The sequence below is a fragment of the Metabacillus sp. KJ11-3 genome, from assembly GCF_055808295.1.
On sequence record NZ_JBVVRS010000004.1, the window covers coordinates 212,301 to 227,242 of the forward strand.

Sequence of the window (14,942 nt, forward strand, 5' to 3'; positions counted from 1 at the left end):
CAATATAAATATTCAAAACTTCGAAATAGAGGATATTAATTGAATTATCCCATTTATTGTATAAATATCTGTGTGATTTTTGTCCATGACCAAACGGTTTAGAAGAGAGGGAGGGAAACATCCCATTGTTTAGAAATATTAAACTTCGTGTAAAATCTCTGTTTAGCGAAAATATTATGTATTAATACTTTGGAAGAGAAAATCATTTGCACGACAGAAGAAGACATATTGTAGACAGTCCACAAAAGTAGATAATAAAGGTACCTTGACTATATATTTAATAAGTATTAATATTAAGGTAACAGAACCCACCACGCCTCTTAACAATGCGGACCAAGGTGGGTCATTTTGTATCCAAGGGGAAATTACAGTGGATTCTAATAACAAGGATTATATGAAAATCAAACCACCTACTACATATAGAGAGCAAGTAGAAATCCTCAAAAAAAGAAACTTACATATAGAGAATTCTGAAATTGCTGAAAAATACCTACAAAGAGTTAATTACTATAGATTAAGTGCATATGCATTAACATTGAAAGATCCTATAAATAAGGAACATTACATAAAAAATTCAACATTTGAAAAATTAACTTCATTATATGAGTTTGATAGACGATTACGACTTATGCTACTAGGTGTGCTCGAAACAATAGAAATATCATTTCGCACTCATATTTCATATGAGATTGCTCATAAACTTGGCCCACTTGGTTATAAAGATAAAGATAATTTTATTAATGGAAAATTCCATGGAGAATCCTTAGATGAATTGGAAACATTAATAAGTAGGAGTCGTAAAGGAGAACTCTTTATCGAGCATCATTTTAAAAAATATAACGGTAATATACCAATATGGGCAGCTATAGAAGTAACATCTTTTGGTTATATTTCCAAGCTATATCGTAATTTACGCGAAGACTTAAAAAGGCATATTGCTAAAATATATTATAATGTTCCGTACCTTTATTTAGAGAGCTGGTTGCAAACACTCTCAAATATACGAAATGTTTGTGCTCATTATGGACGTTTATATAATAAAAAGCTGATCTTTAAACCACGTTTATTTAAAGAAGATCTAAGAAGGTTTAGTAATCAGAAAGTATATGCTGCAATTTACATTATTCAAAGATTGCTAACAAAAGTAGAAAGACAGAGGTTTTTGATTGAATTAGAGACATTGATCGACGAGTATGAAGAATATATTGACCACTCTCATATTGGTTTTCCTTCTAATTGGAAAGAACATTTATTATTACATAAATAACACAATTTTTAATAAAGTTAACATAAATTAAGAGAATAATACTACAATATACTCTCTTTTCATAGAATACAGAAAAAAAGCACAATATTCCTGTCTATTCTAGATAAAGGGGTAAGTAATATCTCCTTTAATTAACATAACTCTATAGATGGAATTACCATCTACTATAATGCTATAAATAAAGACGCCTTTACCTTTGAAATGATTGGTTTAGGCGTCTTTTCATTTTTACAATACACGTGAAGGAGATTATCCAAACTCGAATTGGAATAGGCGTGCTTTATTCATCAATCAGGCCAGATTGACGAACAATACCTGTCTGCTAAATTGGATATATATGTTAAAATACAAGTGAGTTTGTGAAAATATATTGAGATGATGCACATCAGTATTATTACAAGACAAAATAATAATATATGGAGGTTAGTAATGTTATTTATGATATTTGGTGCTATTGCAATAGTAGCAACTTTTATAAATCTTTATATGTATAAAGCAGGAAAGGATTATAAGTTTGCTATGGCAATGGGATTATCATTTACAGCATTTACACTTTGTGCAGAATACAGTCTTGTATCGGGTTGGGTAAGTGGAAGATTGGGCAGCTTTAATGGATGTAGTACCTGGTATGGAAAGGGCATTATGGTTTTTGACAATTGTTTCTATCTTACTAAATATAGCACCTATACTTGTAGAACGAAAAGGTAAGAAATAATAACTTATTGTCACATCATTTATATAGTATGCAATTAATGTTAAGTCTCTATATGTATAACGGGGGCGTTAGCTCAACAACACTTCTTCAGCAATCTAAGCGCAAGAGTTTAAGAACGAAGTGTCATAGAGGCAACTTTTTTGTTATTGATTTTAGGGACAGGATAGTGTTGTTTACCAAATTATGTTAGTATTGACTTATTATATACTGGAGGGAAAATATGAAGAGAATGCCGTTCGAACCACCAACAGAACACTATGATGAAAAAATAGAACCAATAGATGAACAAATATGTAATTTAATTGAGCAACGGAAGGAACTTTCAAATAATAACCCTGGTTTTCCAACTAAAGAACTTATTACTAAATGGTCAATGAAATATAACTTTTATGAGGAATTTCTAAATAGTGTTTTTTCACATTTTTTAAATGAAGAGATATATAAACCTGCTGTGGAACCAAAAGGATTTCTGAAAAATATACCAATGTTAAAATCATTCGAAAAAGATGGTGTATTTTATACAGTGACATTTGTACGTCAATTTGAAAATGCAAGTGTTGTACATTTTACCATTGATAAAGAAGATTCAGATATAGATCAACTAAGGTTTGAAGAACATTCATTTTTTGCCCTCTTTATAGAAGGTGAAGGGGTTGATTATGACTGTCGAAACAATTTTGGTGGTGGATCAGGAACGCATCATTCTTTTACATTTACCGTATCGCCAGCTTTACCTAACGATCTTTCAAATATAAAGTTAACATTCAAAGAATGCAAAATGCCATTCCAAAAACCAACAGGATTTGAATTTGTTATTCAAACAGACAAATAAATAACTTGTTAAATAAGAAGCATATCTTATTTAATTAAAGGTTGCTTTAGTCTAAGATCAATCTTCAGCAATCTAAGTGCCTTTCTTGAACAAGGAAAGGTGTTTAATTTCTGTTGAGAGATAGTTTGAAAAGTACATATTTGCAATATGAGTAATAAAAACATCGTGCACTTGACACGATGTACAGGGTAAACTGAATTAGTTATTCAGCAGCAAATATAAATGTTTCCTTTAAGGGTCTGCCATTATTATCTTCTGTCCAAACGATTTCCACTTCTAATTCAGTTGCTTTTTCAGCCATAAGGAAATTAGCACCATGATAAGAGTGGCCATTGTTCATTTGTTTTGCTAAAGATTTCGCTGTTTCATATCGGTTTTCATTACACTCTTGTTCATCAGGACATCCAAAAAGCGAGTACTTTGTCTTAGAGTTAGGTTCATTTCTAAACATATTAATTTCTACAGAATATACATCCTTACTTATGTTATTAACATCTATAGAGTAAGTATGAAATTTTCCTTTTACAGGTTTTGCTAAATCTTTTCCTTTTTCAGCTTCACCTATCTGAACTGACCACTGTTTTGAAGATTGTTTAACTGGTAATTCCTCAAAGGTTAGTGCTTTTGCCTCTAAGGATGTTGCCACAATCAATAAAAGTAATAAACTACATATTGAAATTGAAAATCTTTTAATCATAATTTCCCTCCTTCTATTAGATATAGCCTTAATTTCCCCCAAATTTATATATTAATGAAAAAAACTTTTGTGAAAACATGTAAATTATAAAATTATATGTATAAATTTTTGAGATATTAATGATTTTTGACATTGATTTTCAGCAAAACTGAGCGCGATTGCATAGAAACCGCAATCCTTTTTTCATACGGCTTAGGAAAAGGTGAAGGATTTGTTGAACTGGTGAAGAATTTTTAGGGAATGTTTATATTTTAGATTGCAGAGGGAGAGGGACATGATAGACATGATATTTTTTGATATAGATGCAACATTGCTTGATCATGACCGAGCAGAGAAAATGGGAGCAATTGATTTTTTTAAAAAGAGCAAGAACGAGTTAGAATATAGTGAGATTAAATTTGTTGAACTATGGAATAGCTTATCTGGAAAATATTTCGAAAAGTTTTTAGCAAAAGAATTATCCTTTCAAGATCAAAGAAGAATGCGTATAAAGGACTTGTTTGGTCAACATTTAACTAACGAACAAGCAGACAGCAAATTTAATATTTATCTAGGGTTATATAAAAGTAACTGGTCAGTATATGAAGATGTCGTTCCTTGTTTAAAGCAATTAAAACAAGATGGCTTTAGGCTTGGAATTATAAGTAATGGTGATTATGGTCAACAATTAGAAAAATTAGAGAGTTTAGGTATCCGTAATTATTTTGATAGTATTATTACATCCAGTGAAATAGGAGTAGCTAAACCCAATCCTACTATCTTTAAGGATGCATGTGTCAAAGCGAACGTTTCAATTCAGCAAAGTTATTATATAGGTGATAGACTTGAAACAGACGCAATAGGAAGTAACGATGCTGGTATGGTAGGTATATGGTTAAATCGAAAAACTAATACAGCACATCCTAATACGAATGTAAAAATAATACATAGTCTTAATGAGTTAACAGCTTTAATAAATAGAAATTCCTTTGTAAATATAATAAATAAAATTTAAATCTGATCTTCAACAATCAAGCTCTAAAATTGAACAGCTGGGGACTTGTATTAAAATTCTTTGTGGGGAAGTCAAATTTCTATTGCTTCCCCTATAAATTATTCTGTACCTTTTACAAGACCTAAATCAACAAGATCTTTTCCCATTTTGTTGACTTTCTCTGTAATTTTCCAAGTTTCACTTGTATTATCATAAGTCAAATTGTATAGATTGTTCATTCCACTTAATTTCTTCTCTAACACATAGCCTTTGGTATTTGTTTCATCAATATAGAATATCGGGCTACAATCCACATAATTTTGATCTTTAGCTATGTCCATAAAAATATTTGTTAAAGTTTTGTCTTTTTGAGTTAAATTAGTTTTATTTGAAGGAGATATTTTTCCTATATCAAAGAAACTATATCCGTTCAAATTTAAATTATGAGTGTCTATAAAGTCATCTGTAATAGTTTTAATGAACCTGTCTTCTGCTTCTGTCAATTTAGCTTGTACAGATGGTGTAGGTGTAATAAATGAAAAAGATAAAAATGCTACAAAAGCTATTAATATTAGGTGGATCAGTTTTTTCATAAAATACAATCTCCTTTTGTTTTTAATGTATTTTTCCTTAAAAATTAGATTTTATTCTTTTACTTATAACATGTTCAGTAAGTTTCTCTATCTTCAACATCAAGCGCTGTTTTTGAATAAAGACAGACGCTTTTTTTATATTTCTCTTAGATGGAATTGATTTCCATATCAAAGAACTAATATATAACTTTTCTTTTATGGAGGATATTACATATACCACCAAAACACATTGTCTCAGCAGCAACTATTGTAATAAACAAAGAGGAAAAAATTCTATTGATTAAAGGTCCAAGAAGAGGATGGGAAATGCCTGGAGGACAGGTTGAAGAAGGGGAATCGTTGAGAGAAGCAGCAATTAGGGAAACTAAAGAAGAAACGGGAATCGATATTGAGGTTATAAAGTTTTGTGTAGTCTTTCAAAATGTAAAGAATTCGATATGTAATACATTGTTTTTAGCAAAGCCGATAGGTGGCGTTATAACTACATCTTCTGAGAGTTTAGAGGTGGGATTCTATCCTATTGAAAACGCCTTAGATATGGTGAAGTGGAAAATTTTAGGGAAAGAATAGAATACTGTTTGGATAATGACACGCATCCATTTTATATTGAATTTAATATTTAGAACTTAATCCATTCTTCAATAAACGAGCGCGAGTGTTGAAGATCTAATTTCATGTTTTATCTAACTTAACTAAGTTAAATGCCTTCCAGTTGGATATAATAATGAACAGTTTTGAAGAGAGGGAGGAAACTCCCTCTTATTCTTAAAGTCTAAACTTCGTGTAAAATCTCTCTTTTATGAGTTGATCATCTTATCGCCAAACCATGAGGAAACTTTTGTAATTCAAATCAATTTCTCGTCAAATACGTATAAACACAACTAAATCTCAATAGAAAAAACGTCTCAAACCTTTTTAGTATAGGATTAAGACGTTTTTTTATTTTACAGGAAATGAAGAAAAGTGTAATTACCACATCTAGAGAATGAAACCTCAGATTATAAACATATCACTTTCTTCTGCAAACTGGCCAGCATTCCTGTAATGAATGAAAATGAGATTTGAGTATCAAAAAGACCTCTTGGTATGATTATAATGTCCCAAAGCTGGCCAGCGAAAAGGACAAATCTATCATGACCAGGAGGCCTATCATGAATTATAACCAAAATAAGAAAATCGCTCAAATTACTCCTAAAACACTTATTATCGGAGTAGATATTGCCAAATTCAAACATGTAGCCAGAGCTCAGGATTTTAGAGGATTAGAGTTTGGCTCACCTTGTTACTTTGAAAATACAAAAGAAGGATTTCACCATTTTCTTAATTGGATCTCACAACTTATGCAAGCTCAAACGATGAATCAAGTGATTGTCGGTATGGAGCCGACAGGCCATTATTGGTTCAATTTAGCTTACATGCTTAGAGAAAATACGATTAAATTTGTGTTAGTTAATCCATTACACGTAAAGAAAAGTAAGGAATTAGATGATAATTCACCAACTAAAAACGATATAAAAGATGCTAGAGTTATTGCGCAATTGGTCAAGGACGGGAGATATGCTGAACCAACTATTCCACAAGGAATTTATGCAGAACTCCGTGTGGCTAAGAAAATTCGTGATCTCTTAACTGTTGACCAACAAATTGTACAAGGTCAAATTCATAACTGGATTGACCGATATTTCCCTGAATTTTTAACGGTTTTTAAGAATTGGGAAGGTAAAGCAGCTTTACAATTTTTGAAGTTAAATGTATTACCACATGAACTTGTACATTTCTCTGATCAGGACCTATTAAATCACTTAAGAAAAGCTGTTAAACGCAGTGTAGGTCTTAGTAAGATTCAGGACTTAAAACAAGCAGCCCGTGAATCTATTGGTATTCGTCAAGGGGCAGATATGGCGAAATTAGAATTACAGACATTGATAGCTAAATATGAGTTAATTCAGTCTAAATTCGAAGAATTGGATGCCAAAATAGATGCATTAATTGATCAAATACCTGGCGTTCAACAGATGCTTGCCATCAAGGGAATTGGAAGAGATACTGTCGCAGGCTTTTTTGCAGAAGTCGGAGATCTAAATGAGTACTCCCATCCTAGGCAAATCATTAAGCTCGCTGGGTTAAGTCTTAAGGAAAATACGTCTGGTAAGCATAAGGGACAAACAAGGATTACGAAGCGAGGTAGAAAGAAACTTCGTGCTCTGTTGTTCAGAGTTTGTATGATACTCGTTGCGAAGAATTCAGCTTTTAAAGCACTCCACACCTATTATACACAACGACCTGATAACCCATTGAAAAAGGTGCAATCTCTGATAGCTTTGTGTAATAAGCTCATACGTATATTCTTTGCCATAGGTAAAAAACATTTTGATTTTTGTGAAGAAAAGATGTTAAAGGATATTCCTCATATGGCAGTATCAGAGAATGTAAAAATAGCCGGTTAATGATGTTTTAGATTAGATTAGATAAAGTAGTTAGATAATAAAGATTTAGGAACATTTGAAGCACGGATTAGTCAGTAAAGCAACAATACTTCGGGCAAGGACCCTGTGGGCCAGCGTAACTGACATCCACCTCATGGAAAGGTTGGACGAAGGAATTTGAGAGCGAAGACTCTGTGAGGCATGGGAGGGTTGACCTCCATGAGATATGTGGACATCCACCAGTGCGATCATATTTTTACTAATCACCCAATTTCTGTAAGTGGTTGGTTAGTAAGCTATGAGTCTTTTTTCTTCAGATATCCAATTTTATCCTAATAATATATATTTATCCATACAGAAGGTAATCTTTGAAACAAAACTACTATGAAAATCTAAGCAAACAGGAGAAATCGTTAGATTTTACATTCTTTATTGAGGGAGATTGTTGAATAAAAAGGAAAAATTTATAAGTATATCGAATTTTAATATAACCGAGAGAAGTTAAATATTACGTTAGGGGAGTTTGATATGGATTACGTACGGGAGTTAAGAAAATTAGTTGGTCATCGCCCTTTAATATTACCAGGTGCTGTTGTAATAATTGTGAACGAAAACCAGGAATTGTTATTGCAACACAGAACCGATGGGCGTTGGGGATTACCTGGTGGTCTTATGGAATTAGGTGAAAGTTTAGAAGATACAGCAAGAAGAGAAGTAAAAGAAGAAACAGGACTTGACGTTGGAGAGTTGAAGCTATTAGATCTTTTGTCAGGTCCAGAACAATATTTAAAAGTTTCAAATGGAGATGAATTATATTCTGTAACAGCAGTTTATTATTCTAACGAGGTAAAAGGAACTATCGAAATTGATAAGAATGAATCATTAGATGTAAGGTTCTTTAAACTAAATCAATTACCAAAAGGGGTAATCGAAAAGTATATAAAACCATATATTCATTTATTGACAAAGTAAGTATATTACATAATCGGGCGCGTTTCTGTAATAAGCAGAGACGCTTTTTTATTAAAACGGGTCAGGATACATAACAAGCATATCTGATAAAATAATTCAAAAACTTGGGGGAGAATATGGAATCTAAGCTAATTATCATACGAGGAAACTCTGGGAGTGGAAAAACAACGACTGCGAAAAGTCTTCAAAATCATTTGGGGCATGGAACACTATTGGTCTCTCAGGATGTCGTTCGCCGTGAAATGTTGAAGGTTCACGATAGAGACGGGAACCTATCAATTGATTTGATTAGCCAAATCGCAGAATATGGTAAAGATAAATGTGATTTTGTTATTGTGGAAGGAATCTTGTATAAAAGACGTTATGGTGAAATGCTTAATAAATTAATCCAGTCCTATAACCAAAATACATATACTTATTATTTTGATTTATCCTTTGAGGAAACAGTGATACGTCACAACTCTAGTTCGAAAAAGTTGGAATTCGGAGAAGATTCTTTACGTGCCTGGTGGAATCCAAACGATTATCTTGGCGTGGATGGAGAAACAATACTGACTAATGATATGTCACAGAACGATGTATTGAAACTGATTTTAAATCAACTGCAAAAGTAACTACCGGTTGCATTGCTTCAATAACGATATTCCGCAAACGGGCGCGATTGTTGTGCAACACAGTTAGAAAAAAATGATCAATCTTTTTAATGGAAATTTTATACTTATTTAGCAAGACTCCATTTTGATCAATCTTTGTTCAAAATGGAGTTTTTACATTGTCTACTAGGTAAGAATTTGTAATTTAACTATAATCAAACTTTATTTGAAAGCTAAAGAGAAAGAAATATTCAAAGTTTTTTCTTGATATGGAAAAAAATTCTTTCTCTTCATTTTCGTTTAGTGTAAAATTACACTAAATGAAGCATAAAGTAAACAAAGTGAGGTTAGCATGGATAAAGATCAAATTATCAAAATTATATCATCGAAAATTAGATTAATTCGTCTAGAAAAAAGGTATTCTCAAGACAAAATGGCTGAAATCATGGGCATCTCAAAAAAAACTCTTGTTCAAATTGAAAAAGGGAGATCCTTAGCTGGTTGGTCAAATTCAGTTGTAATATGTTCCTTATTTAGAGACAGTGAGATTTTACGATCTGTTTTAGGAGATGAGCCTCTGGAAGTCATTGAGACAATTGCCCACGATAGAATGGAAAAACCAAAGGATAAGACAATGGGAGGAAAAATCTGGTGGCAAGAAATTAATAAAAAGGGAAATTTTCGATTACAACAAAATTTGGTTAGCCAACATTATCGAATTATTGATGACCAACAATTTAGATGGTTTAGTTCGTTTGATAAACAAGAAACTTTAATCCGGTTAAATGAGTTATTTAATGAGGAGTGAATGAAATTTGAAAAAGTTCCTTATTTTTATCCTTTTATTGCCTGTATTTGCATATAGTTTTTTTGCAACTTCTTGGACGGGTTCGTACATTATGCTTGAAGAAAATTGGAAAGAACATATTGTTTTTACTCCTGTAAATATGAAAGAACCTCAACAAATTTATGAAATTGATAAGTACTTTTATGCTTTAAAATACCAACCAATAATAAGTATTATTTGTATTTTATCTTTCTTGCTTTTAATAGGTATAATTATTTCTTGGATTAAGAAATACGTTATGACACCCAAAGTATAGGAAAAAACACCTTGTGCGTTTTTTAAAGGAGGTCCATATGAAGTATTTGAACTATTTAGTGCTGTTAATACCGGTTCCTTTTCTATTCCACTATTATGAATATGGGCAACATTTAAAAAATCAGGATGCACCTTTTCTTTTCATAGTTTTTTTGTTTTTTATGATCATATCAGTAATTGCTTCAAAAGACATTAAGATTATACAATTATTTATCTTAACTATTATTCAAACCTTAATATCTCTATATTTAGCATCTAAATTTATAGAAAATGATACTTATTGGTTTAAACCTTTTAATAGAGATAAAGTAGTCTTATTAACTTCGACGGCATACTTCTTAGGACAATTAATTATAAAAGCAATGATAAAATGGGTGAAATAATCTCAAAAAATAGCAGCATAAAAGGATCTTCAGTCGGGGTTGTTGACAAATTAGATATTAAGGGGTATTTGTCAACAGCCCCAGTCAAAGATCCTTTTTGAGATGCCGAAAATATCTCATTATGTTAGCAAACACTATCAGGAATAAGATTTTCTTATTCCTCAAAGGGGAGTAAAAAACAGAGCTCGTTATGTTTGGCTCTCATTAATATCTTGATATCGAGTCTTCAAGAAAAGGGCGCCTATCTTGAATAAGGTAGGAGTCTTTATCCTGTTAAAAATAGTTGAACTGGATCACTTATTTTGAAATAATTGGTATTATGCAATAGAGTAGTTTAGTGGGACAAGTGATTAGATAAGTTTATGGTTTATATGGGATAGTCAGAGCTAAAGAAGGAAGTAATTTTCGCTATATTTATTCCTAGAATGGTGGTGAGTAGGGCTGATTACAATTGTTCAAGCAATTATAGGTTCTGTTTTTGTTCATCTGATTTATTTTATAATCACTATGGTAATAGGCTTTATAAAGACTAAAAGATATGTTCCAGATATAGAAAGTGTGTGGGAAAGTGTAGATAAACTTCCTAATAAAGTGGAGTTCGGAAGAACAGTCTCACCCATTTTTTATTTAGGGTCTTTCGTGGGAGTAACGGTATTTTGTGGATTGGTGATTTATGTATTGAAAGAATCCTTAATCTAAAAGGAAACTAATTGAACTATACTGTTCCATTATACCAGCTAATATAAGTCAACACTTTTTAAGTAATAATACTAGATTAAAGATGTTATAATAAAAACATGCATGACAAAGAAACTTCAATAATTTTATTTGAAGTTTTTGTAAATAATGTAATTATTTGTATCGGATTATGCAGTGTATTTCTTCTTATGTTTTAAGATGGCATAAATCCAATGCAATAGCTTGTTGGCGCAAGCTATTATGGCTACTTTGTGAGGCTTGCCCTCACTTCTTTTTTTGTCATAATACTCTCGGAGTTTCGCATTTCGATTATTCGTTAACCCACACTGAACAGCTGTATAGAGTGTTTGACGTAGCTTTGTAGATCCTCTCTTGGTGATGCGATTGATAGATGCTGTAAACTTCCCAGATTGGTAAATCCGAGGATCAATGCCCGCATAGGCTACTAGCTTTTTCGGGTGACTAAATTGTGTGACTTCACCTATTTCTGAGATAAGAGTAGCTGCAATTTTAGAACCCACCCCTGGAATGGACCGAAGGATCTCATAATCCTCAAACTGCATTGCTAACTGATCAATCTCCTGCTCTAGTACGTTGAGAAACTCTCGTTGTTGAAGAAGCATTTGAATATACATTTTTAGAGTAACCAAATGGCTTTGATACAGTGTTTTCTTAAATGGGTTCCGTTCTGCGGCCTCTTTTAACTTCAAAGCCTTTTCGCAAAACCAACCATATGATCTCTTTCCTCCTAGACCATGCATCTCCTTAGCTAACTCATCAGTTCGTACCTTCATCACTTCATTAGAAGTAGGATAGATGAGTAAAGTCTTTAATGATATAGGCGAATATAAATTACTAAAAACCCCTTTATATTCAGGAAAAACTTGATCTAGAATCGTTTGGAACTGTAGCTTTAACTGTACGTAATTACGAGTTAATGAATCATGTTGTCTTGATAAATTACGTAAATTCATCGTTTGAACATTTTTTCGGTGGAAGGTTTCTAGATCTTCTTTGTAGTAGAGTTCGCATAAATGTCGAGCATCAGCCGGGTCTGACTTAACCTTTCGAAGGCTACTCTTTTTTGTTTCGTAAGAAACCACTGGATTCACTAAATAGTAGGTTATTCTCTTTTCCTCAAGATACTGAAGTACAGGTTCATGATAGTGTCCAGTAGATTCAAAAATGACCACAGGATCTGCTTCAGCATTCAATTTGACTTCCTTGTAAAATACATAAAAATCACGTAAACCATTGGTATCATGCTTAAATTTAAAGGTTTTTCTAAAAGGTTGCTTTCTTGCCAAGAAAGCTTGGACTTGACTTTCTCCTTTCGCTACATCCAGACCAATGACTGGATCCATAACTTATCACATCTCCTTGTACTGTATTTGTCGGCAGCCCCTGTCTATCTTGTAGTATCATAGCTTCGCTTGTTATGCGGGGTCTAAGCCCCAACCAGCCTCAAACATGTTTCTACAAGTAGGGGGTGGACAGTATAACGGACGGGATCTAATGATATCAGAAGTCCCAAGGGCGCTTGCGTCCTACCCCGACTACCTAAAGAATAACCTATAAAAAAAGGTCAACCAGATAAAATAACAATCTGGATGACCTTATAATACGATCGGGCGCTTATCCCTAATAAAGTAAATGTCTTTTTTGGCAGAAAAAAGATTGAGTTAAATGCACGTTTTGAAATAATTGGTATTAAGCAATAGAGAAATTTACTTAATAAGATGCTCAATAAGTAAAAAAGGATAATAAGTAAATGAAGGTTGTGTTTAAATGAATTGTTTAGGTTGTAATTTAGCAAATAAAAATGAACCTATTCATGTGGTATTTGAAGATGATTATGTCTGTTGCTTCTTGGACCACAACCCGTTTAATGAAGGTCACGTTTTGATATTGCCTAAAAAGCATTTTCGGTACTTTGACGAACTTGACGAATATACTGCAAATTCAATAATGAAAGCTGCAATGATTTTATCAACCGCAATAAAAAGGTTATTTAACCCTGATGGTATCACCATATGTCAAAACGGTGGGAGTTTTGATGAACTGACTCATTTTCATATGCACGTTGTTCCAAGATATGAAGGACAAAACTTTGCAGACTTCTATTCAGAAGATGAAGCGAACCACATAGTAGATGAAGGTAAGTTAACTGATACAAAAAGAAAAGTAATAGAAGCTATTCATAGTTAAAATTTATGTAGTTTACCATAATAGTGGTGCTTAATCCAAGTACTCTTTTGAATTTTTAGATGATTATTTACTAATATCGATCTTCAAGAAAAGGGCGCTATTCCAGAGTAGAGTGACCCAAGTAAATGAGACAAGGAAAGAGCACCTCCTGAATCGTATTTATAAACTAAACGATTGCGGAGGTGTTTTTCTCATGGGGAAAATCGTTCATTACCCAGAAGAAATAAAGTGGGAAGCAGTTAATTTAAGGAAAAATGGTATGACCTATAAAATGATTCAAGAAAAGCTAGGAATAAAACATAAAAGACAAATACAAAACTGGGTGAAATGGTATGAAAACGGGGAGACTTATAGATTCTCTCAAGGAATAGGGAAACAATATTCGTATGGTAAAGGGTTAGAAGAGTTAAATGAAGTTGAACAGTTAAAAGCAAGAAATAAACAACTAAGTATTCAAGTAGAAATTCTAAAAAAGTACCAGGATATCGAAAGGGGTTGGTCCCAGAAATCGTTTTAGAGCTCGTAAAAGAATTGAAAGAAAAATATCCTGTCACATTAATATGTGAATGTTTAGGAATCCCTAGATCTAGCTATTATCGGTGGGTAAAGAAAGGTAATAAAAATATGACGGAATTGGAACTTAAGATTAAAGAGGTATGTACGAAACACAAGTATCGAATTGGCCACAGAACTGTGAAGGCTTGGCTCCTTAGAGAATATAAAATAAAAGTAAATAGAAAGACAGTCCAACGGATCATGCAGAAATACAATTGGCAGTGTAGAGTCAAACCAAAACGGAAGATAAAGATATTAGGGGAAAGTAAGATTATTGTGCCCAATCACTTAAAACAAGACTTCAAAGCATCGAAACCTAATGAAAAGTGGGTTACGGATATAAATTATCTTCCATTTGGACAATCGATGATGTACTTGTCTTGTATCATGGACCTTTACAATAATGAAATTATCGCTTTTAGAATAGGTTTAAGCCAAGAGGTAGCGCTAGTTTTAGATACATTGAAAGATGCATTAGATAAGCGGCCTGAAACTAAAGGGGTTATTCTTCATAGCGATCAAGGCTCACAATATACCTCTTACGCTTTTCAAAACTTAGCAAAGGAAAACGGCATTATCACAAGCATGTCTCGGAAAGGCAACTGCTTTGATAACGCCGTCATTGAATCCTTCCACTCTACCCTAAAGTCGGAAGAATTCTACTCTCAACCACAAGAACATCTTACAAACCCAATTGTAGTGGAAAAAGTAAGAAATTTCATCTATTATTACAATCAAATACGTCTTCAGGCAAAATTAAACTACCTATCCCCTAGAGAATTTAGGGAACAGGCAGCATAGGTGTTCTTTTTGTGTCTCAAACCAGTGGGTCAGTTCAAGAGGAATTGGCGCTCATTTTCCGTTTTAGGGCCATTATATTGAAGACTTGATATCGAGATAATTGAATAAAATTAAGTACTTCAACTA

At 32.8% G+C, this 14,942-nt stretch carries 14 protein-coding genes and 2 pseudogenes; 13 read left to right on the forward strand and 3 right to left on the reverse strand.

Going from position 1 to position 14,942, the window contains the following annotated elements:
- Positions 1-370: 370 nt before the first annotated feature.
- From AC0L8O_RS27890 to AC0L8O_RS27900, 3 genes and pseudogenes are all read left to right on the forward strand, one after another.
- Entirely contained in the window at positions 371-1,267 is an 897-nt protein-coding gene (locus tag AC0L8O_RS27890; RefSeq protein WP_368659647.1) for an Abi family protein, read from the forward strand.
- A gap of 429 nt (positions 1,268-1,696) precedes the next feature.
- Positions 1,697-1,982, forward strand: a pseudogene (locus AC0L8O_RS27895) (hypothetical protein).
- A 220-nt stretch (positions 1,983-2,202) separates the two neighbouring features.
- Positions 2,203-2,814, forward strand: a complete 612-nt coding sequence (locus AC0L8O_RS27900; protein ID WP_251685756.1) for a hypothetical protein — start codon at positions 2,203-2,205, stop codon at positions 2,812-2,814.
- 202 nt (positions 2,815-3,016) lie between these two features.
- Here AC0L8O_RS27900 and AC0L8O_RS27905 read toward each other — a convergent pair whose 3' ends face one another.
- Positions 3,017-3,511: a hypothetical protein gene (locus tag AC0L8O_RS27905; protein ID WP_251685757.1), complete on the reverse strand. Its 495-nt coding sequence runs from the start codon at positions 3,509-3,511 to the stop codon at positions 3,017-3,019.
- Positions 3,512-3,794: 283 nt separating this feature from the next.
- Here AC0L8O_RS27905 and AC0L8O_RS27910 point away from each other — a divergent pair, with 283 nt between their 5' ends.
- Positions 3,795-4,505: an HAD family hydrolase gene (locus AC0L8O_RS27910; protein WP_251685788.1), complete on the forward strand. Its 711-nt coding sequence runs from the start codon at positions 3,795-3,797 to the stop codon at positions 4,503-4,505.
- A 98-nt stretch (positions 4,506-4,603) separates the two neighbouring features.
- On the opposite strand, the gene AC0L8O_RS27915 is transcribed toward AC0L8O_RS27910, so the two are convergent.
- A complete protein-coding gene (locus AC0L8O_RS27915; RefSeq protein WP_251685758.1) occupies positions 4,604-5,077 on the reverse strand; it encodes a hypothetical protein in 474 nt (157 codons plus the stop codon).
- Positions 5,078-5,290: 213 nt separating this feature from the next.
- Here AC0L8O_RS27915 and AC0L8O_RS27920 point away from each other — a divergent pair.
- From AC0L8O_RS27920 to AC0L8O_RS27950, 7 genes and pseudogenes are all read left to right on the forward strand, one after another.
- Positions 5,291-5,700, forward strand: a pseudogene (locus AC0L8O_RS27920) (NUDIX hydrolase).
- Positions 5,701-6,228: 528 nt separating this feature from the next.
- On the forward strand, positions 6,229-7,524 hold the full coding sequence (locus tag AC0L8O_RS27925) for an IS110 family RNA-guided transposase (protein WP_251685759.1): 1,296 nt from the start codon (positions 6,229-6,231) through the stop codon (positions 7,522-7,524).
- 507 nt (positions 7,525-8,031) lie between these two features.
- Positions 8,032-8,475, forward strand: a complete 444-nt coding sequence (locus AC0L8O_RS27930) for an NUDIX hydrolase (protein WP_251685760.1) — start codon at positions 8,032-8,034, stop codon at positions 8,473-8,475.
- Positions 8,476-8,591: 116 nt separating this feature from the next.
- The gene (locus AC0L8O_RS27935) at positions 8,592-9,089 is read left to right on the forward strand and encodes a kinase (protein WP_251685761.1); all 498 of its coding nucleotides are present in this window, start codon (positions 8,592-8,594) and stop codon (positions 9,087-9,089) included.
- Between the two features lie 331 nt (positions 9,090-9,420).
- Entirely contained in the window at positions 9,421-9,876 is a 456-nt protein-coding gene (locus tag AC0L8O_RS27940) for a helix-turn-helix transcriptional regulator (protein ID WP_251685762.1), read from the forward strand.
- 7 nt (positions 9,877-9,883) lie between these two features.
- Positions 9,884-10,171 (forward strand): DUF4306 domain-containing protein, encoded by a 288-nt coding sequence (locus AC0L8O_RS27945; RefSeq protein WP_251685763.1) that lies wholly within the window; start codon positions 9,884-9,886, stop codon positions 10,169-10,171.
- 37 nt (positions 10,172-10,208) lie between these two features.
- On the forward strand, positions 10,209-10,553 hold the full coding sequence (locus AC0L8O_RS27950) for a hypothetical protein (protein ID WP_251685764.1): 345 nt from the start codon (positions 10,209-10,211) through the stop codon (positions 10,551-10,553).
- Between the two features lie 866 nt (positions 10,554-11,419).
- Here the strand turns inward: AC0L8O_RS27950 and AC0L8O_RS27955 are convergent.
- Positions 11,420-12,616: an IS110 family RNA-guided transposase gene (locus AC0L8O_RS27955; RefSeq protein WP_251685765.1), complete on the reverse strand. Its 1,197-nt coding sequence runs from the start codon at positions 12,614-12,616 to the stop codon at positions 11,420-11,422.
- A gap of 424 nt (positions 12,617-13,040) precedes the next feature.
- Here AC0L8O_RS27955 and AC0L8O_RS27960 point away from each other — a divergent pair, with 424 nt between their 5' ends.
- Both AC0L8O_RS27960 and AC0L8O_RS27965 read left to right on the forward strand, forming a co-directional pair.
- Positions 13,041-13,460 carry an HIT family protein gene (locus AC0L8O_RS27960; RefSeq protein WP_473449869.1) on the forward strand — a complete coding sequence of 140 codons (420 nt, stop codon included), beginning with the start codon at positions 13,041-13,043 and terminating at the stop codon, positions 13,458-13,460.
- 193 nt (positions 13,461-13,653) lie between these two features.
- A protein-coding gene (locus tag AC0L8O_RS27965; protein WP_473449871.1) for an IS3 family transposase occupies positions 13,654-14,816 on the forward strand; the annotation gives its coding sequence in 2 pieces (ribosomal slippage) (positions 13,654-13,930 and positions 13,930-14,816; 1,164 coding nt in all).
- Positions 14,817-14,942: the final 126 nt, after the last annotated feature.

Coding starts and splice junctions, on each gene's coding strand:
- AC0L8O_RS27940 (WP_251685762.1), top strand. CDS start 9,421: ATGGATAAAGATCAAATTATCAAAATTATATCATCGAAAATTAGATTA.
- AC0L8O_RS27950 (WP_251685764.1), top strand. CDS start 10,209: ATGAAGTATTTGAACTATTTAGTGCTGTTAATACCGGTTCCTTTTCTA.
- AC0L8O_RS27905 (WP_251685757.1), bottom strand. CDS start 3,511: ATGATTAAAAGATTTTCAATTTCAATATGTAGTTTATTACTTTTATTG.
- AC0L8O_RS27935 (WP_251685761.1), top strand. CDS start 8,592: ATGGAATCTAAGCTAATTATCATACGAGGAAACTCTGGGAGTGGAAAA.
- AC0L8O_RS27960 (WP_473449869.1), top strand. CDS start 13,041: ATGAATTGTTTAGGTTGTAATTTAGCAAATAAAAATGAACCTATTCAT.
- AC0L8O_RS27915 (WP_251685758.1), bottom strand. CDS start 5,077: ATGAAAAAACTGATCCACCTAATATTAATAGCTTTTGTAGCATTTTTA.
- AC0L8O_RS27910 (WP_251685788.1), top strand. CDS start 3,795: ATGATATTTTTTGATATAGATGCAACATTGCTTGATCATGACCGAGCA.
- AC0L8O_RS27955 (WP_251685765.1), bottom strand. CDS start 12,616: ATGGATCCAGTCATTGGTCTGGATGTAGCGAAAGGAGAAAGTCAAGTC.
- AC0L8O_RS27925 (WP_251685759.1), top strand. CDS start 6,229: ATGAATTATAACCAAAATAAGAAAATCGCTCAAATTACTCCTAAAACA.
- AC0L8O_RS27930 (WP_251685760.1), top strand. CDS start 8,032: ATGGATTACGTACGGGAGTTAAGAAAATTAGTTGGTCATCGCCCTTTA.
- AC0L8O_RS27900 (WP_251685756.1), top strand. CDS start 2,203: ATGAAGAGAATGCCGTTCGAACCACCAACAGAACACTATGATGAAAAA.